Below are 18,637 nucleotides of genomic sequence, written 5' to 3'. Positions count from 1 at the left end.
AGGGCTCACTAAGAAAAAGGGGGATTTCACATGCAGCGTATTCAATTGGCTGAAGACCTGGAATTTTCAAGAGTGATACACGGGCTTTGGCGTCTGAACGAATGGAATTATTCGGACACAGAGCTGCTGGATCTGATTGAATGGTGTATCAGCCAAGGCATTACCACCTTCGACCATGCCGATATATACGGCAGTTATACATGTGAAAAGCTGTTCGGCGGTGCTTTGTCCCTTTCACCTTCAATAAGGGAGCAAATCGAAATCGTCACAAAATGCGGGATCGTCATTGAGTCACCGGAACGGCCCGGCAACAAGATGCACCATTATAATACGTCGAAATCTCACATCTTAGCGTCGGCTGAGCAGTCGCTCTTGAATCTGAATACGGATTATCTCGATGTGCTGCTCATTCACAGACCGGACCCGCTTATGGACCCGGAAGCTGTGGCTGAAGCGTTTCATGCGCTGAAAAGCTCGGGCAAGGTCAGATATTTTGGAGTGTCAAACTTTAAAGCGCACCAGTACAGAATGCTCGAATCCTATTTGGATGATCCGCTCATCACGAACCAAATTGAAATTTCTGCTTACGAGCTGGAAAATATTCATGACGGCACGCTGGATTTCTGTCAGGAAAAACGCATCCCGCCGATGGCGTGGTCACCGCTTGCGGGCGGAAGCGTTTTTACAGGCCAATCAGATAAGGACGCCCGGATCCGCGCCGCGCTTCGTTCCGTACAGGAAGAAATCGGCGCCGCGTCCATTGACGAAGTCATGTATGCATGGCTGTTCACCCATCCGGCGGATATCATGCCGATTGTCGGCAGCGGAAAACAGAGCCGCATTTCCGCCGCGGTGCGTGCATTAGCTTACACACTCAGCCATGATCAATGGTTTCGGGTTTATACAAGTGTCCAAGGTTATGATATTCCATAAACAAAACAAACGCCCGGGAAGGTATCTTCCCGGGCGTTTGTTTATGTGGTGTGCAATGTCTAAAAACAAGTAAGGTCACTTTGAAGTATAGCTGTTCAGATGAAAGGAACCAAGCATCATGGCATATTATCTGACACATTTTTCTTATTCAATACTGTCACACGGACCAGTGCCAAATTGCCATTAGAAAATGGTTGAATAATCATTGAAAGCGTTTTATATTTTTAATTACAACACTTTCCCCGGAAGCACCCCCCATGTGCCGCATCCCTCACAACTAGAAAATCTGGAGGCGCGTTTCATGTATATGACAGCGAGAGAACAAAAATTAATGAAACATCTTTTACTGCAAAACCGGTACGAAACAGTGCATGAACTGGCGGAAGCTTTACAAGTCAGCACAAGAACCGTTCACCGCGAGTTAAAAACAATCAAACCGCTGATGGAATCATTCGGTCTGGCACTTGATAAACAGCCCGGCAAAGGACTGAAAGCGGTGGGAAACCCGGAGGATAAACAGAAGCTCCTGTCAGACCTGTCCTTTGAACAGCATGAATACAGCGCTGAGGAGCGGAAACTTTTAATCCTATGTTCACTATTAGAGTCTCAAGATCCGATCAAGCTCTACAGTCTGGCGAACGAACTCCAAGTGACAAACGCGACGATCAGTTATGATCTTGATGAGCTGGAGACTTGGATTGCGCCCTTCGGCTTGACGCTGATCCGAAAAAGAGGCTTCGGCATTCAGCTGACGGGACCGGAAAATGCGAAACGGAAAATCGTCGGCAACCTCATGGTCAACCGCCTTGATATTCAAAGCTTTTTGGAAGCGGTTGAATTGAATATTAAAGGAAAACCTGACGCTGCTGATAAAATGTTCGGTGTCGTAAATAAAGCGGAACTCTTGAAAATGGACCGGCTCTTGATTCAGCTCAAGGAAAAAATTTCGATCGCCTTATCTGACAGCTCCTATATGGCGCTGGCGGTTCATTTAACCTTTGCGATGGAGCGAATCAGACTCGGAGAAACCATCACGATGGAGGCTTCTGAACTAAAAGCGCTGCAGCAGACGAAGGAATACGGCTCCGCGCTCGAAATGGCAAAAGAGCTTGAAAAAGCCTTCGGTGTGTCGATACCGGAGGCTGAGATCGGCTATATCACCATCCATTTACGGAGCGCCAACCGCCAATACAAAACCGAATTCAAGCCCGAGAACATTGAAGTTGAAACGGCTTTGCAAACAAAGCAGCTGATCGGCTTCATTTCAGAAAAAATCAAAATGGATCTGACGGAAAACGGCTCTTTATACGACGGTTTAATCGCCCATCTCGAGCCTGCGATCAACCGGGTAAAAGAGAGTATCGACATGTACAACCCGATGACTCAGCAAATTAAACGCGACTACTTCCTGCTGTATATGGCAGTAGAAGAAGGAATGGAAAAATTCTTTCCGGGGCTTCATTTTCCTGATGATGAGATCGCTTTCATCGTTCTGCACTTCGGCTCCGCCCTGGAAATCAAACGGGAAGAAGCAAAAATCAAAGCGCTGATCGTCTGTTCAAGCGGCATCGGGTCGTCCAAAATGCTCGCATCCAGACTGAAAAAAGAGCTCCCGGAAATCCGTTCCTTTGATATGTCCTCGCTTATTGAACTGAAGGACCGTGATACCGCCGCGTACGACATGATCGTATCCACCGTGCCGATCCCGTATGAAAACATTGATTATGTCATGGTCAGTCCGCTTTTAAATGAAGAAGACGCCGATCAGGTCAAGCAGTACATCAAAAGAAAGATTCCGCTGATTCTTGACAAGAAAAGAAACGGCAGAAGAGAGGAGAACCAGCCGGAGACGCCTGATATGCTGGAAGCGGCCGGGCGTCTGGCGCATTATGCGGCGGTTATCCAAAGCGTGCTGGGGAACTTTTCGATCAAATCCATTGATTCAAACACGGCGTATGAGCTGTTTTTGAACCGTATGTTTGCCATGCTGGAGGAAGAAGGATTGGTTCATAATGCCCAAAAAACCGCACAGCGCCTTGCAGAGCGTGAAGAACAGGGCGGGCTCGGCATTCCGGGAACGGCAATGGCGTTGTACCATCTCAAAAATGAAGAAATTGTCACGCCTTTTTTCAAAATTTATGATTTGACAGTTCCATGCAGTGTCAAAGGCATGGACGGAAATTCCCTGACCGTCGGCCGCGCTTTAGTGATGATGGCGCCGGCTGATATGCCCGCTGAAGGATCGGAAATATTAAGTGCGGTCAGCTCGGCCATCATTGAATCCGAAGCCAGTATAAAAGCCTTCCAGACTGAGGATCAGGCCGATTTATACAAACGTTTAAACAGGCTGTTTTATCATTTTATTCAGGAGAAAGGACAGCGCTGAACAGATGGTGCACCCCTCATATGGGGTGTGTTTTTTTCTGCATGTATGAGGGTAATGGGAAGGGAAGAAACTAAAACATGGGACTATTGTATCATTCACGAATGGAATAGTTCTAAAACAAAATAGTTTTACAAGTTATATTTTTTGGTTTAAAATGGGTTGCGTGAGGAAGAAAATCTGACAGAGTTTTTTGTGATTTATGATTATGGGAGATGAAAATATGGAGACATTACAGCATCTGATTCTGCACGACATTTCAAATAGCGAAGAGATCGAAGCTGTAAAAAGCGGTGCGCATACCCTGACTTACGCGGAATATCGAAAACGAATCAACCAGCTTGCGCAATCGCTTCTTGATAAAGGAATAAAAAAAGACGACAGAGTGGCGATGCTTTGTAAAAACGGCCACGCGTCATCTATCGTCATGTTTGCGGCACTTGAAATCGGAGCGGTGGTTGTGCCGGTCAGCTGGCAATTAACACCGTATGAAATGACAGGCATTTTAGCGGCTTGTGAACCGAAAGCTGTTTTTTACGGCACTGAATTTAAAGAGATTATGGAAGAAGTGCTTCCTGCGCTTGCATCTTCTCTTAAACTGAAGGTCGTGACCGGAACAGCTGCGGAGACAACACCTGAGTTTGACGCTTTATTGACAGGCTCCGGCGATACACCGGACGTTGAAACGGTGTCCGAAAACGATACGGCATTGCTGATGTTTACCTCGGGTACTACTGGCAATCCGAAACGCTGCATGATCACTCACGGCGGCATATACAACTACGTAAAAGCGACATTGGCATACACGGGGAGAATGCAGAATGTCCGCTTCTTAGCATGCCATCCGAATTACCATACGAGCGCGATTATCTGCCAGATGGTCGGCACGATGAGCGGAACGACATTCATTATGACAGACAATCAGGACCCTGTAGAAAACTTGAAGCTCATCGAAAAAGAGAAAATTCAAACCATCATGGCGCTTCCTGTCTATTACACATACTTGCTGAAAGCCTGGGAAAAGCACCAGACTGACATGTCTTCTATCGTTTATTTGATGACTGGAGGAACAAAGGTGCCAAGCAGCCTGATCCAGCAGTATCGCGACATCGGCATTCCGCTCATGCACGGATACGGAAGCACTGAAGCGTGGGGCATCAGCTCTTGGAATCCGCAAATGGGAATGGATAAAGCCGCTTCTGCGGGTAAACCGATGGAAGAAGTGGACGTCCGCATTGAAGATCCGGAAACAGGCGAAGTCCTTCCGCAAGGCTCAATCGGAGAAGTCGTTGTGACAAATCCGTTTTTATTCAAAGGGTACGAAGGTAACGAAGAAGCGACACGAAAAGTGCTGAAAGACGGCTGGTTCCATACGGGCGATTCCGGATATGTGGATGAAGACGGATTTATCTTTATCACCGGACGTTATAAAGATGTCATCATCTACGGAGGCGACAATATTTATCCTGACCAGATTGAAGAGGTCATTCAGCAAGTGCCGGGAATTCTCGAAACGGCGGTTGTCGGTATCCCTGATCCGCTTTACGGTGAAAAACCGAAAGCGTTCATCGTGACAAACGGCAGAGAAGACCTGACAGAAGAAGAAGTGACCCGATTCCTTCAAGAACGTCTTGCTGCCTTTAAAATTCCGGAGATTGAGTTCGTCAGCGAACTTCCGAAAAACAACCTTGGAAAAGTGAGAAAAGACGTTCTCCGCAAACAAGCGGTACGTTCATAATTGAAATCAAAAACCCGGCTGCCAGCCGGGTTTTTTTCTTGCGTTTCATGTGAAACATTTTTCTCCGAAAACGTTTTGAACTGTCTCATTCATGTTTATCCAAAAGACAGCAGAGGTAGACAAGAAATATGACAACGAACAATAAGGAGGAACTTGACATGGAAAACTATCCGAAGGAATTCCCTGCAAAATCACAAAACCGCCAGCCGGGCATTGAAAACGAAATGAATCCGGAGCCTGTTTACGAATACAAAGAATATAAAGGCGCTGATAAACTAAAAGGGAAAACCGCGCTTATCACAGGGGGCGACAGCGGTATCGGACGCGCCGTAGCGGTCGCTTACGCAAAGGAAGGCGCAAATGTCGCGATCGTCTATTTTGATGAAAGCGGAGATGCGGAGGATACAAAAAAACGAGTGGAAGAAGAAGGCGTAAAATGTCTGTTAATCTCCGGCGATGTCGGTGAGGAAGACTTTTGCAATGAAGCCGTTGAAAAAACGGTTGAAGAATTCGGACGTCTTGATATTCTCGTGAATAACGCCGGGGAACAGCATCCGAAAGAAAGCATTAAAGACATTACAAGCGAGCAGCTTCACAGAACCTTTAAGACAAACTTTTACTCACAATTTTATTTGACTAAAAAAGCAATTGATTACATGAAGCCGGGCAGCGCGATCATCAATACGACATCCATTAATCCTTACACAGGCAATCCGCAGCTGATCGACTACACGGCTACGAAAGGCGCGATTAACGGTTTTACGAGATCCATGGCGCAAGCGCTCGTCAACGACGGTATCCGTGTCAACGCCGTGGCGCCGGGACCGATCTGGACACCGCTTATTCCGGCGACATTCTCAGAAGAAACCGTCGCTTCCTTCGGTCAGGATACGCCGATGGGCCGGGCAGGCCAGCCTGTTGAGCATGTCGGCTGCTATGTGCTTTTGGCCTCAGATGAATCATCTTATATGACCGGACAGACGCTGCATGTCAACGGCGGCAGATTTGTGACCACATAAGGAGGCTGAAGCATGACGAGATCGAAGCAAGACGTAAATGCATACTATCAAAAAGCGGGAATCGTTCTGACTGATGATGAAGTCGAAGATATTCAAATCATGGATTACGGCTTAGGCAAGCTTGAGGAAACCGGGCTTCAGCTGTTTATTTACGTGAATACCGACCGCTACTGTTCAAAAGAATTGGTGCTCTTCCCGCGCCAGACGTGTCCGGAACACCGTCATCCGCCGGTCGGCGGCGAAAAGGGAAAACAAGAGACATTCCGCTGCCGCTGGGGGAAGGTGTATCTCTACGTAGAAGGCGAAAAGGCAGAGAACCCAAGCGTCCTCCCGCCGGAAGAAGATAAGGAATACTACACCGTCTGGAATGAAATTGTGCTGGAACCGGGCGAACAATACACCATTCCGCCAGATACGAAACATTGGTTCCAAGCGGGAGAAGAAGGGGCGGTCGTTACGGAAATGTCATCGCCAAGCACGGATGATCACGACGTTTTTACCGACCCGCGTATTTAAAGATGAGGCTGCACGCCTCATCTTTTTTTGTATGGAAAAAAATGAATTTACCTGTATAATGGCTAATAAAGGAAAGAAGGTGTGATCGTGTTTTCCTGTCAAATCCGGGAACATCTGACGATCAGATTGCTTGCCAAAGAAGATACGGACGAATTGTATTCTGTTATGAAGCGAAATCAAAACCATCTCAGCGAATGGCTCAGCTGGGCGGAAGAACTGGCTGATATCGATACGTACCGCGATGTGATCATTCCGGAATGGCGCTATAAATACGCGGAAGAGAATGGTTTCGACGCCGGAATTTTTGTAAAGGGCCGGTTTTGCGGCATGATCAGCATCCATAATGTCGATACAGTCAATCAAAAAGCAGAGATCGGCTACTGGCTGGATCGGGAGCATGAAGGATTCGGCATCATCACCGCAAGCTGCCGGGCGGTTATCACCCATGCATTTCAGGACCTCGGGCTGAACCGTATCATGATCAGCGCCGCTGAAAAAAACACAAAAAGCAGGGCGGTGGCGGAACGGCTCGGATTTCAGAAAGAGGGACTGACGAGAGAAGGCATTTTCGTACAGGGCGCCTGCCATGACACGGTGAACTACAGCGTGCTGAAGCGGGAATGGAGCGAAGAACGGCAGAAGAGCACATTTCTTGGTTTAAATGTCTCCCCAATGTGGAAAAGTAACAGCGGAGACGTTAAAAAGGAGTGATTCTGCATGAATCAAAATGAAATCAAAGAAAAAGTGCTTGAAGTACTGGATCATCATAAAGTCGGTTCGCTTGCGACGGTAGAGCAAGGCAAGCCGCATTCACGCTACATGACATTTTTCCATGACGGCTTAACAATTTACACGCCGACGAGCAAAGACACTCATAAAGCGGAAGAAGTTGAAAACAATCCGAATGTTCATATCTTGTTAGGGTATGACGGTGACGGATTCGGTGACGCTTATGTGGAAGTGGCCGGAACCGCCAAATTGAACAACTCAGCAGATTTAAAAGAAAAGCTGTGGGATTCGAAACTGGAACGCTGGTTCGACGGAAAAGACGATCCGAACCTGGTGATTCTTGAAATTGAACCGAAGCAGATCAAGCTCATGAACGCGGGTGAAAAAACGCCGGCCGAGCTGGAACTTTAATAAATCATTTGATCATTCGGGGGCAATCTGTTATAATTAACTGCTAAGTGACAACATGCAAATAAAAAAGAAAGTAAACTTCTTTTTTCTGTTTTGATATAGAAGCTTCAGGCTTCAACAGACAGCTTGAAAAAAAGCTGAGCTTATTCTTTTCCTTCTGATATTCGCCCCTAACGAAGAGATGGAAAAAAGACTTTTTGTTTTACAATTCACACCGGCGCGGCTTCGGAGCCGCAGTGACGATTGAGAGGTAGGGCTTTCGTTGTCTTGTGTTCAAGAACTTCCATGGTGTTTACTTTCGAAGAATGATTCTCGGAACTGTAATTACGAATCACCCGCGGGCTAAGGCGGGAAACCATATATTATTTATTTGCGTAAGAAAAGAATAAGACAAAACCGCACCGGACATCGGGACTGACCCCCGTTTTTGAGACAGGGATCAAAACACCTTTAAGCAGCCAGCTGTCGGTATGTGACCGGCGGCTGGTTGTTTAGTTTCGTTTGAATACGAATGTTGTTATAATAGTGTATATAGGTTTCGACAGTTTGTTCTACGATGGTCGTCGTAGTGCTTTCCAACCTGTCGAGGTAGAACGTTTCAGACTTTAGTGAGGAATGAAACGATTCGATGGAGGCATTATCAGCGGGCGTCCCTTTGCGGGACATGCTCATGGTAATGCCTTTTGTTTTAACAGCTTTCTGATACTCATAAGATGTATAAACAGAACCTTGGTCACTATGTAACACGCAGTTCTCTGGCAGTGCGGGCAGCTGATCAAGTGTGTGTAAGACAAAGTCTGTGTCCTGTCTATCGCCAATCGTAAAAGCAATCACTTCTCCATTGTATAAATCCAATATACTGGAAAGATACAATTGTTTCTGCCCATAAGGCAAATATGTGATATCCGTTACTAGCTTTTCCAGAGGGCGATCAGACTGAAAGTTTCGATCCAATATATTCTCGGCCACGGCATATGGCTGCCCATTCTTCTTGCGCTTTTTCACCTTAACCCGGCATTGCCACTGATTCTTCTGCATAATGCGCTGAACTGTTTTATGATTCATACGCATTTCCTTTTTTAATATGGCTGTGATTTTCCGATAGCCATATCGATACTTGTGTTCTCGGCACAACGTGCCGATTTGTTTTTCTAAATGGTATTTAGGGTTATCTTTCATCAGATTCTTCTTCCAACGATAATAAGATGCTCGTGAGATACCTAAATGAATACAGATATCCTTTATGGTCATTGTGCCGCGCAATGCTTCTACAAGCTCGACTGGCGTTTCGCTATCAGCTTCCTTTCCAATTCGTTGTACTTTTTTAACACTTCATTCTGTTGTCTCAGATAACAATTTTCTGCCTGCAGTTTCTCTAATTCGGAAGAATACTCTGGACCTTTCCCATAAGAATATTGCTTTCCGACAGGTTGTTCGAATCGATGTGTATCCCCAGCTTTATACCACCTGACCCATGTCTGCACCTGCGTCTTATTCTTTATATTCAATTCCTGCATGATCTCCTTCACAGGCACGCCCGCCAATCTCATTTCTACAGCTTTCTGTTTGACTTCAACCGGATAACTCACTCTTGTCCTCATAGAAAAACACCTCCAAGTCTAATTTCGGATAACAACGATCCGTTTTCAAACTTGAAGGTGTTTTTTGTTTGTCTCATATTATGGGGTCAGTCCCCATCCGGGCGGTTTTTTTATTTGATCGGCCGAAACCTCGCCGCTTTCTGCAGAGTCTAATCAGTATGAAAAGATTTGGAGGAATCATACATTGCACGTTATTACTTCACAAGTACTGTTTATCTTCTGTTTTCTGCTGCTGATACATTCGGTTGAAACGCTTGCTTATGCAACACGGCTTTCCGGCGCGAGAGTCGGATTTATCGCGTCCGCGCTGTCATTATTTAATGTCATGGTCATCGTGTCGCGCATGTCAAACATGGTCCAGCAGCCGTTTACCGGACATCTGATTGATGCCGCCGGATCAAACGCCCTATCTGTTGTGGGCGCTCAGTTTCGGTTTTTAATATTCGGCTCCACGGTCGGAACGATACTCGGCATCTGTCTTTTGCCGACATTCGTCGCGTTATTCACCAGGGCGATTATACACTTGGCGGACGGAGGAGGCTCCGTCATGCAGGTATTTAAAAAAGGGTTTTCACTGAACGGTCTGAAGCATGCGCGTTCTTATATCAGACTGCCGTCCGTCTCCTATTTAAAAGGGCTTCAATTCCGAATGATCCCGAAACGCTTGTTTGTCATTAATATGGTCATCACGTCCATTTACACGATCGGCGTCCTGTCCGCACTGTACGCCGGCCTTCTGGCGCCTGAGCACAGCACGACGGCGGTGATGGCATCAGGTTTAATCAACGGGGTTGCGACCATGCTGTTGGCCGTGTTTGTTGATCCGAAAGTATCCGTACTGGCAGACGATGTGGCGAAGGGCAAGCGCAGCTATGTCTCCTTAAAATGGACATCGTTGACGATGGTGACCTCAAGGGTCGCGGGCACGCTTCTCGCCCAGCTCGTATTCCTCCCCGGCGCTTATTATATCGCCTGGGTGACGAAATGGATGTAACGCATAAAAAAAGCTCCTCTGCGAAAAAGAGGAGCTTTTCATTTATAATTTCTCAGGCCGCGATCATAAATAAAATTGCCGAATGGGATAAAGGCCGCGATAAAACCGGCGGCTGACCATTTCACGTGCCATTTGACGGTAAACGCCGCATACGCCAGCACTGCCAAATAAATGATAAACAAACCGCCGTGAATGGAGCCGGCAATGGTGACGGCGAGCGGATGATGAGCCCAATACTTCAGCGGCATCGCGATAAACAGCAGCACCAAAAGCGACATGCCTTCAATAAAACCCATCGTGCGAAGCCTGCCGATCGGCGTGTGTAACATACAATTCCCTCCTGTCAGACATCTTTTTTCCTCTATACTATAAGCAATGGGCAGTCCTAATATGACCATTTCGCGTCTGTTCCTGAAAAAACCTTCCTCATTTCAGATTGTTATTCTTGTCATTTTTCGGATTTCTCTTGATAATATAGCCAAAAAGGTAAGGAAGGACTACAGTCATGAAACTAGATAATGTTGATCTGAGCATCATAAAAGAGCTGCAGCGGGACAGCCGCCTGTCCATGCGGGAGCTGGGCAGAAAAATCAAATTGTCAGCCCCGTCGGTCACAGAGCGTGTCAGGCAGCTTGAATCCTTCGGCGTCATTAAGGGCTATACGTTGAACATTGATCAAAAAAAGATCGGGCTTCCCGTTTCCTGTATTGTCGAAGCGACAGTGAAAAACGGAAAATACGATCAATTTAAAACCTACATTCAATCCATTCCCAACATTGAATTTTGTTTTCGGATTGCCGGCGCGGCGTGTTATATGCTGAAGATGAACGCGGACAGCCTGGAAACGATCGAACACTTCATCGACCGCACCTCTCCGTATGCCCAAACCGTGACCCACGTCATTTTCTCAGAAATTGACACAAAAAACGTCCTCGATTAGAGAGAGCGTGAGGAAGTCTGTTATAATAACAGGATGAGTGTGAAAGAAAGAGAAGTGAAAAAGTATGTCAAAAACAGTTGTATTAGCTGAAAAACCTTCAGTCGGCCGGGACTTGGCCCGCGTTCTGAAGTGTCATAAAAAAGGAAACGGATATCTTGAAGGCGACCGCTACATCGTCACATGGGCGCTCGGGCATTTGGTAACGCTCGCTGATCCTGAAGGGTACGGCAAAGAATATCAATCATGGCGGCTTGAGGATCTGCCGATTATTCCGGAGCCTTTGAAGCTCGTCGTCATCAAAAAAACAGGAAAGCAGTTCAATGCGGTCAAAGCCCAGCTTGTCCGGAAAGACGTCAGCCAGATCGTAATCGCAACAGACGCAGGGCGGGAAGGGGAGCTTGTGGCCCGCTGGATTATCGAAAAGGCAAACGTCCGCAAACCGATTCAGCGGCTGTGGATTTCCTCTGTGACAGACAAGGCGATTAAAGAAGGATTCCAAAAGCTTCGCAGCGGCAAAGAGTACGAAAATCTGTATCATTCCGCCGTCGCCAGAGCGGAAGCAGATTGGATCGTCGGCATCAACGCGACCCGCGCCCTGACGACAAAATTTAACGCGCAGCTGTCATGCGGACGCGTCCAGACTCCGACACTGGCGATGATCGCCAAGCGTGAAGCGGACATTCAGGCGTTCACACCTGTCCCATATTATGGTCTCCGCGCGGCTGCTGATCAGTTGACGCTGACATGGCAGGATAAAAAAACAAAGCAGACAAGAACGTTCGACCAGACGGTGACCGGCCGTTTGGCAAAAGATCTCCAAGGAAAGGCGGCAGTCATTTCAGAATTGAAAAAAACGGCGAAGAAAAGCTTCGCTCCCGGTCTTTACGACTTGACGGAATTGCAGCGGGACGCTCATAAGCGCTTCGGTTTTTCCGCAAAAGAGACGCTGTCCGTGCTTCAAAAGCTGTATGAACAGCACAAGCTTGTCACTTACCCGCGGACGGATTCCAGATTCCTTTCCGCCGACATCGTGCCGACTTTAAAAGACCGTTTAAACGGCATGGAAGTCAAGCCGTACGCACAATACGTCAATCAAATACTGAAGCGCGGCGTCAAAGCGCATAAAGGATTCGTCAATGATGCGAAAGTATCGGATCACCATGCCATCATTCCGACAGAGGAGCCGCTGATTCTTTCAAGCCTCAGCGACAAAGAACGCAAGCTTTACGATCTGATCGCTAAACGTTTTCTCGCTGTGTTAATGCCGGCGTTCGAATACGAAGAAACAAAGGTCACAGCCGATATCGGCGGCGAAACATTTACCGCAAAAGGGAAAACCGTTCAATCGCCGGGCTGGAAAGCCGTGTACGATATGTACGAGGATGACGACGATCATGAGGAAGACAAAGATCAGACGCTCCCGGCCCTTCAGCAGGGTCAGCGCCTGTCCGTCTCGTCGCTGAAAGAAACGAGCGGACAGACGAAACCGCCGGCGCGTTTTAATGAAGGCACGCTGTTATCCGCGATGGAGAACCCAAGCGCCTTTATGCAGGGAGAAGAGAAGAACCTTGTGAAAACATTGGGTGAAACCGGAGGACTCGGAACAGTCGCCACCCGCGCTGATATTATTGAAAAACTGTTCAACAGTTTCTTAATCGAGAAAAAAGAAAAAGATATTTTCATCACGTCAAAAGGGAAGCAGCTCTTACAGCTCGTCCCGGAAGATTTAAAATCGCCGGCGTTAACCGCCGAGTGGGAGCAAAAGCTCTCCGCTATCGCAGCGGGCAAACTGAAATCCGCCGTGTTTATTAAAGACATGAAAACATATGCGGACAAAACGGTGAAGGAAATCAAAAACAGCAGCCAAACCTTCAGACATGACAACATTTCAGGCACCGCCTGCCCTGATTGCGGCAAGATGATGCTTAAAGTCAACGGCAAACGCGGCACGATGCTCGTGTGTCAGGATCGGGAATGCGGCAGCCGAAAAACGGTGGCGAGAAAAACCAACGCCCGCTGTCCGAACTGCCATAAGAAAATGGAGCTTCGCGGCCAGGGTGAAGGCCAAACCTTCGCATGTGTATGCGGCCACCGGGAGAAACTGTCCGTCTTTGAAAAGCGCAAGGCGAAAGATAAATCCGGACGCGCATCCAAGCGGGACATCAACTCTTATATGAAAACCCAAAATAAAGAGGAGCCGATGAACAACGCGCTGGCAGAACAGCTGAAAAAACTCGGCCTGGATAAATAAATCAGAGAAAGGCAGCATTTGTAAAGAAATGCTGCCTTTTGTCGTGTTTTCACTGTATTGGGAATGAAATCCAAACAAAAAGGGAAAAGGTGAATCGGCGGCACCCCTATTTTAAAATTTCCCAATGTGAAAATATGCTAGTATTCTTTTATCGTTTCTTATATAGTAAAAATTGCTTTGTGAAAAATAAGATATAGGTATAAAAAAGGAATTACAAAATAGGAGGATGGTATGTGAAGCGATTCGGTTTTAGTCTGATGTTCCTTTTGATTTCAATCGTGCTGACGGCGGGATGCGCGGAGGCCGGCACCGAAAAACAGACGGCTGCTGAACCGTCCGGACCGCTTCAGCCCGCAGAGCATTTTATTTATCATAAATTGATGAACGGGCGGGGGATGATCCGGACGAACATATCCGGTGAGCCGGAATATTTATCTGAGTCTCTCGGACTATGGATGGAATTTTTGCTCGGCAGGAAAGATGAACGGCAATTTCAAGCCCAATATCAGCTTCTTACCGATTCATTTTTGACGGACAACGGGCTTGTGTCGTGGAAAATTGCAGGGAATAAAGCGAGCGGCACCAATGCCTTGATTGACGATTTCAGAATCATGAACTGTCTGAATGAGGCCGGAACCCTGTGGGGAAACAGTGAATACGGGAAAACAGCGGTGCAGATCGGGAAGGCGCTGGAAAAATACAATATGAATGAAGGGTATTTTACGGATTATTACGATGCCGCTTCAAATGCCGCATCAAAGACCGTGACGTTGTCCTATGTCGGCCCCGGCGCCTTACAGATGCTCAGAGAGCAGGGGATTATCGATGAGAAAACGGAAAACCGGAACCTTGATGTTCTCAATCTTGCGCCCCTGAAAAATGGTTTTCTGCCGAAATCGTTCAATACCGAAACTAAGGAATACAAATATGACAGCGAGGTCAATGTCATCGATCAGCTGTATGCCGCCGTGAATCTGAAGCGGGGCGATGACAAAGCCGCGCTGTCAAAGTGGATCATAGAAGAATGGAAGTCGCGCGGACAGCTGTACGGACGGTACATCGCAGACACGAAGGAGCCGGCGGTTCAATACGAGTCACCGTCCGTTTACGCTCTAGCCGTTCTTTTTTTAACAGAGCAAAAAGCTGATCCGGCTGTCATCAGATCGCTTTATGAAAGAATGACTTCATTTGAAACGCTGGACACGCTGAAACCTGATTACGGCGGCTATATGAGCGGGAGCGATACACATTCTTTCGATAACCTGCTGCCGCTTTTGGCTGAAAGGAAATTGTTTAATGAACATATCATTCAATGAATCACAAAAACTGTGCAGCTACACAGCAGTTATGTTAGCGCTGCTGTCTTTTTTTATTTACTATGTGTCACAGCAATCCGCAGGGCTTCTGATAACCTGCATCACATTGCTTGTCGCGGGAGCCGGCTTATGGTTCGGGGCGATCTACGCGCTCGTTATCACCTTACTCGTCTTATTTGTTCTCGGCAGCCTGCTCCTGTGGTTTCAGACCGGAAGCTTTATGGCGTCTGCCGGTGCCGAAGGTCTGCAGATGCTGGCCGTTTGGGGGATTGCGCTGCTCGTCTTTTCCTACATATCGGGAAGAATACACGATTTGGCCAAGGGGCTTGAGCGCTCAGTGAAGCAGCTGCGGGAAGAGATCACGAGCTTTGTCGCCGTCGACAGGGTGACGGGCTTTGACAACCATCTCCGGATGAAGCTGGAACTGTCTGAGGAAATCAAGCGGGCGGAACGCTACGGCAATTCCTTTGTTTTTTTGCTGCTGCACATGCATTATTTCAAGGAATTCAAATCTCTCTACGGAGAAAAAGAGACCGACCGCCTGCTGGCATTTATCAGCCGTCAAATCCGGTCAAGCGTACGGGAAACAGATAAAAAATTCAGGCCTTCCGCCGAACGGTTCGGCATCGTGCTGACCCATACGCCTGAAGAAAACATGCCGGCCGTTCTGGCGAAGCTGAAAAAGGAATTGGATACGTACCGGCTGCAAAACGGTAAATACGTCTCCATCACCTTCCGTGTATGTTACTTGGCGTACCGAAAGGATTTACAGACGGCCGAGCAATTTTTAAATGAACTGGAAAACGAGATGATGATGAATGAACTCTAAATGGATACGTCTCTTACTCTCGGCGCTCTTCATGATTTCGGCGATTTATATTCCCCGTACGGCGGGAGCAATAGACAAAAAGGACGGCATTCTCATTATTTATACAAGCGCGGACGGCGAAGAAACCGCTGAAGTCAAAATGCTTGATTTGATCGCGGGCCATTTCTCATCCGCCGTGACCGTGAAAAGCGACGGAGATATCACAGCCGCCGACCTCAAAAAGAATCGGCGCGTCATCTATTACGGCGTCACGAAGAAAAAGCTCAGCAAACCATTTGTGTCGCTGATCGGCAGCATGCCGCAGCAGCTTATCAGCATCGGCTATAACGCCGGCCAGTTCAACCGATTTGCGGGGTTGTCCCTCACAGAAAAAGAAACGGTATACCGCATTTACAGTAAGAAAGAAAAAACAGACATGCCGCTTGAAAAAGGAATGTCCGTGCTCGGTGCAGCGGGAGTAAAAGGGGAGCCCCTTTATACATACCGGTCCGGTGACGGCAGCACCCGCCCTTTTATGTGGAAAACGGCGCGCTCTGACTATTATTTCGGTGTGACCAGTCTGTTAAATGATTCGTTCCTGACGGCGAAAGAACTGCGCAAGGCGTTTGGAGAATCAGAGGGCGGCACCCTCCTTTATTTGCGGCTTGAAGACATCAGCCCGATGTCCGATGAAACATTGCTTTACGAAGCGGGCGCTTACCTGCATAAACGACACATACCGTTTATTCTGGCGGTGATTCCCGTCTACCTCAATCCGGAAAACGGAGAAAAAGTATATCTGGCGGACAAGCCGAAAATGGTCAGCGTCCTGAAAAAACTTCAGCAAATGGGCGGCAGCATCATTATCCACGGCTATACGCACGCATACCGGTACAGCGAAACGGGAGAAGGCTTTGAATTTTGGGATGCCAAAGCGGATCAGCCGATTACGTCAGAAAATGCGGACGATGCTCCGGTCAAACTTGAAAAGGAACAGGATTTTCCGAATGAAAAAGCGTACCGGGCGTATGTGAAGCCTTTCCGTGAAAAAGAGAAAATCTACACGAGAACGAAGCTGGAGCAGGCGATTGATGACCTGACAGAGCTCGGTCTTTATCCGCTGTCATTCGAAGCGCCGCACTATACCATGTCTGAAGAAGGGTACAAAATCGCATCTTCTTATTTCTCCAGCATTTTCGGCCAAGTGCAGCTCAGCGGCACGACGTGGAAAACCTCGGGCGCCCCTCCGTTCGTCTCAAAGCCGGCTATGCTGGACGGGATGACGCTGTACCCTGAAACCATCGGTTATGCCGATAACTCAAAGGAAAATCCGCTTGGGGATATGGAGGATCATATCTCGCAGATGATTGACTTCGGCGGCGGAGTGGCGGGAGGTTTCTACCATCCGTATCTCGGCATGAAATATCTCCCCGAGCTCGTCAATCAGATGGAAAGAATCCCCGGCGGAGAGTGGCTCGATCTGAAGAAAACGAAGCAGACGGTAACGTCGGACAGCGTCAGAATCAAAACGGACGGAGACGGAACCATTCATGTGGAAAACAAGATTCACCCGATAACATCCTTTTTCAATCAACACCAACAGACGCCTCTGGAAAAAGCGCTTTGGATTCTCTCCGGCGTGGTGTTATTGTTTATCATCATGTTCGCATGCTACGTCCTTTATTTGCGCGCCACATTAAAAAAACGAATCTTTAAGGAGAGAAGAACCCTTGAGTAACATTCTGTTTTTTATCTCATTAAGTTTAATATGGGTGATGCTTCTCTATCACATGTTTCTGATGCAGGGCGGATTCAGGCATTATATGACCTTCGAACAAAACATTCCCAAATGGCGCGCAAAGGCGGGGGAGCTCCCGAAGGTCAGCGTCCTGATTCCCGCGCATAATGAGGAAGTCGTCATCAGGCAGACGCTGAAGGCGATGGTGAATCTGTATTATCCGAAAGACAGGCTTGAGATCATCGTCGTTAACGATAATTCCTCCGATCGGACGGGGGACATCGTCAATGAATTTTCCCGTCAGTATGATTTCATTAAAATGGTTGTCACAAAGCCCCCGAACGCCGGAAAAGGAAAATCCTCGGCGCTGAACTCAGGGTTTGCCGAATCGAACGGAGACGTGATCTGCGTATATGATGCGGACAATACGCCGGAAAAAATGGCGGTGTACTACCTGGTTCTCGGTCTGATGAATGATGAGAAAGCGGGAGCGGTTGTCGGGAAATTCCGTGTCATCAACGCGGCCAAAACGCTCCTGACGAAGTTTATCAATATTGAAACCATCTGCTTTCAATGGATGGCGCAGGGCGGCAGATGGAAATGGTTCAAAATCGCCACCATCCCGGGAACGAACTTCGCCATCAGGCGGAGCATTATCGAACGGCTCGGCGGCTGGGATGATAAGGCGCTGGCGGAGGATACAGAGCTGACGATCCGCGTCTATAATCTCGGGTACCATATCCGCTTTTTCCCGGCGGCTGTGACATGGGAGCAGGAGCCTGAGACATGGAAGGTCTGGTGGCGCCAGCGGACAAGATGGGCGCGCGGCAATCAATACGTCGTTCTCAAGTTTTTATCCCAATTTTTTAAGCTGAAACGCAAGCGGATCATCTTCGATCTGTTTTATTTCTTTTTTACGTATTTTTTGTTTTTCTTCGGTGTGATCATGTCAAACATGATTTTTATTATCAATCTTTTTTACGACCTGCATCTGGCAGTCGGATTTTTGGCGATGATTTTATGGATACTGGCCTTTTTCCTGTTTATGACCGAGGTCATGATTACCTTAAGCATTGAAAAAACAGAAATGAACAAACAAAACTTCTTTATCGTATTTCTCATGTACTTCACATACTCCCAGGCTTGGATCGTGCTCGTCATCTGGTCATTATTCACAGAGATCAAGCACCGCTTGTTCAAGCAGGAAGTCAAGTGGTACAAAACGGAGAGATACAATCAAAATAAAAGCGGGTGACCTTT

Annotated in this window: 16 protein-coding genes; 14 read left to right on the top strand and 2 right to left on the bottom strand. The window is 47.5% G+C overall.

Going from position 1 to position 18,637, the window contains the following annotated elements:
* The first annotated feature begins 30 nt into the window (after positions 1 to 30).
* The 7 genes from ACQE26_RS02175 (at position 31) to ACQE26_RS02145 (ending at position 7,729) form a co-directional block, all read left to right on the top strand.
* Positions 31 to 933: an aldo/keto reductase gene (locus ACQE26_RS02175; protein ID WP_500470533.1), complete on the top strand. Its 903-nt coding sequence runs from the start codon at positions 31 to 33 to the stop codon at positions 931 to 933.
* 301 nt (positions 934 to 1,234) lie between these two features.
* Positions 1,235 to 3,319 (top strand): BglG family transcription antiterminator, encoded by a 2,085-nt coding sequence (locus ACQE26_RS02170; protein WP_500470532.1) that lies wholly within the window; start codon positions 1,235 to 1,237, stop codon positions 3,317 to 3,319.
* 220 nt (positions 3,320 to 3,539) lie between these two features.
* Positions 3,540 to 5,054: a class I adenylate-forming enzyme family protein gene (locus ACQE26_RS02165; protein ID WP_500470531.1), complete on the top strand. Its 1,515-nt coding sequence runs from the start codon at positions 3,540 to 3,542 to the stop codon at positions 5,052 to 5,054.
* A gap of 158 nt (positions 5,055 to 5,212) precedes the next feature.
* Positions 5,213 to 6,073, top strand: coding sequence for an SDR family oxidoreductase (locus tag ACQE26_RS02160; RefSeq protein ID WP_047476271.1), 861 nt, complete (start codon positions 5,213 to 5,215; stop codon positions 6,071 to 6,073).
* A gap of 12 nt (positions 6,074 to 6,085) precedes the next feature.
* Positions 6,086 to 6,589: a D-lyxose/D-mannose family sugar isomerase gene (locus ACQE26_RS02155; RefSeq protein ID WP_500470530.1), complete on the top strand. Its 504-nt coding sequence runs from the start codon at positions 6,086 to 6,088 to the stop codon at positions 6,587 to 6,589.
* A gap of 87 nt (positions 6,590 to 6,676) precedes the next feature.
* Entirely contained in the window at positions 6,677 to 7,300 is a 624-nt protein-coding gene (locus ACQE26_RS02150) for a GNAT family N-acetyltransferase (protein ID WP_500470529.1), read from the top strand.
* Between the two features lie 6 nt (positions 7,301 to 7,306).
* Positions 7,307 to 7,729 carry a pyridoxamine 5'-phosphate oxidase family protein gene (locus ACQE26_RS02145; RefSeq protein ID WP_060963578.1) on the top strand — a complete coding sequence of 141 codons (423 nt, stop codon included), beginning with the start codon at positions 7,307 to 7,309 and terminating at the stop codon, positions 7,727 to 7,729.
* 450 nt (positions 7,730 to 8,179) lie between these two features.
* Here the strand turns inward: ACQE26_RS02145 and ACQE26_RS02140 are convergent.
* Positions 8,180 to 9,330 (bottom strand): IS3 family transposase gene (locus ACQE26_RS02140; RefSeq protein ID WP_438420396.1). Its coding sequence is split into 2 segments (ribosomal slippage): positions 8,180 to 9,057 and positions 9,057 to 9,330, totalling 1,152 coding nucleotides; the frame shifts between segments, so codons are not numbered across the junction.
* A gap of 184 nt (positions 9,331 to 9,514) precedes the next feature.
* Here ACQE26_RS02140 and amj point away from each other — a divergent pair.
* Positions 9,515 to 10,324 carry a lipid II flippase Amj gene (gene amj, locus ACQE26_RS02135; RefSeq protein ID WP_060963577.1) on the top strand — a complete coding sequence of 270 codons (810 nt, stop codon included), beginning with the start codon at positions 9,515 to 9,517 and terminating at the stop codon, positions 10,322 to 10,324.
* 38 nt (positions 10,325 to 10,362) lie between these two features.
* Here amj and ACQE26_RS02130 read toward each other — a convergent pair whose 3' ends face one another.
* Positions 10,363 to 10,653, bottom strand: a complete 291-nt coding sequence (locus tag ACQE26_RS02130; protein ID WP_013351048.1) for a DUF3817 domain-containing protein — start codon at positions 10,651 to 10,653, stop codon at positions 10,363 to 10,365.
* A 176-nt stretch (positions 10,654 to 10,829) separates the two neighbouring features.
* Here ACQE26_RS02130 and lrpC point away from each other — a divergent pair, with 176 nt between their 5' ends.
* From lrpC to ACQE26_RS02100, 6 genes are all read left to right on the top strand, one after another.
* Positions 10,830 to 11,264 (top strand): transcriptional regulator LrpC, encoded by a 435-nt coding sequence (gene lrpC, locus ACQE26_RS02125; protein ID WP_500470528.1) that lies wholly within the window; start codon positions 10,830 to 10,832, stop codon positions 11,262 to 11,264.
* A 64-nt stretch (positions 11,265 to 11,328) separates the two neighbouring features.
* Entirely contained in the window at positions 11,329 to 13,515 is a 2,187-nt protein-coding gene (locus ACQE26_RS02120) for a DNA topoisomerase III (protein ID WP_500470527.1), read from the top strand.
* A gap of 233 nt (positions 13,516 to 13,748) precedes the next feature.
* Complete coding sequence (locus ACQE26_RS02115) at positions 13,749 to 14,831, top strand: lipoprotein YdaJ (protein WP_500470526.1); 1,083 nt, start codon at positions 13,749 to 13,751, stop codon at positions 14,829 to 14,831.
* Positions 14,812 to 15,660 (top strand): diguanylate cyclase domain-containing protein, encoded by an 849-nt coding sequence (locus ACQE26_RS02110; RefSeq protein WP_064778191.1) that lies wholly within the window; start codon positions 14,812 to 14,814, stop codon positions 15,658 to 15,660. Before ACQE26_RS02115 ends, ACQE26_RS02110 begins: the two co-directional genes overlap by 20 nt.
* A complete protein-coding gene (locus ACQE26_RS02105) occupies positions 15,650 to 17,377 on the top strand; it encodes a DUF2334 domain-containing protein (protein WP_500470524.1) in 1,728 nt (575 codons plus the stop codon). The genes ACQE26_RS02110 and ACQE26_RS02105 overlap by 11 nt, the downstream gene beginning before the upstream one ends.
* Positions 17,370 to 18,632 (top strand): glycosyltransferase family 2 protein, encoded by a 1,263-nt coding sequence (locus ACQE26_RS02100; RefSeq protein WP_500470523.1) that lies wholly within the window; start codon positions 17,370 to 17,372, stop codon positions 18,630 to 18,632. Before ACQE26_RS02105 ends, ACQE26_RS02100 begins: the two co-directional genes overlap by 8 nt.
* Positions 18,633 to 18,637 lie beyond the last annotated feature (5 nt).

Source organism: Bacillus sp. 5RYD7K (assembly GCF_059831465.1).
Note: the sequence above shows the minus strand (reverse complement) of the source record. Positions and strands in the feature narration are given on the sequence as shown.

Bases quoted from the DNA above. Each gene is read 5' to 3' on its own strand.
- ACQE26_RS02175 (WP_500470533.1), top strand. From the start codon at position 31: ATGCAGCGTATTCAATTGGCTGAAGACCTGGAATTTTCAAGAGTGATA.
- ACQE26_RS02170 (WP_500470532.1), top strand. From the start codon at position 1,235: ATGTATATGACAGCGAGAGAACAAAAATTAATGAAACATCTTTTACTG.
- ACQE26_RS02165 (WP_500470531.1), top strand. From the start codon at position 3,540: ATGGAGACATTACAGCATCTGATTCTGCACGACATTTCAAATAGCGAA.
- ACQE26_RS02160 (WP_047476271.1), top strand. From the start codon at position 5,213: ATGGAAAACTATCCGAAGGAATTCCCTGCAAAATCACAAAACCGCCAG.
- ACQE26_RS02155 (WP_500470530.1), top strand. From the start codon at position 6,086: ATGACGAGATCGAAGCAAGACGTAAATGCATACTATCAAAAAGCGGGA.
- ACQE26_RS02145 (WP_060963578.1), top strand. From the start codon at position 7,307: ATGAATCAAAATGAAATCAAAGAAAAAGTGCTTGAAGTACTGGATCAT.
- ACQE26_RS02130 (WP_013351048.1), bottom strand. From the start codon at position 10,653: ATGTTACACACGCCGATCGGCAGGCTTCGCACGATGGGTTTTATTGAA.
- lrpC (WP_500470528.1), top strand. From the start codon at position 10,830: ATGAAACTAGATAATGTTGATCTGAGCATCATAAAAGAGCTGCAGCGG.
- ACQE26_RS02120 (WP_500470527.1), top strand. From the start codon at position 11,329: ATGTCAAAAACAGTTGTATTAGCTGAAAAACCTTCAGTCGGCCGGGAC.
- ACQE26_RS02110 (WP_064778191.1), top strand. From the start codon at position 14,812: ATGAACATATCATTCAATGAATCACAAAAACTGTGCAGCTACACAGCA.
- ACQE26_RS02105 (WP_500470524.1), top strand. From the start codon at position 15,650: ATGAACTCTAAATGGATACGTCTCTTACTCTCGGCGCTCTTCATGATT.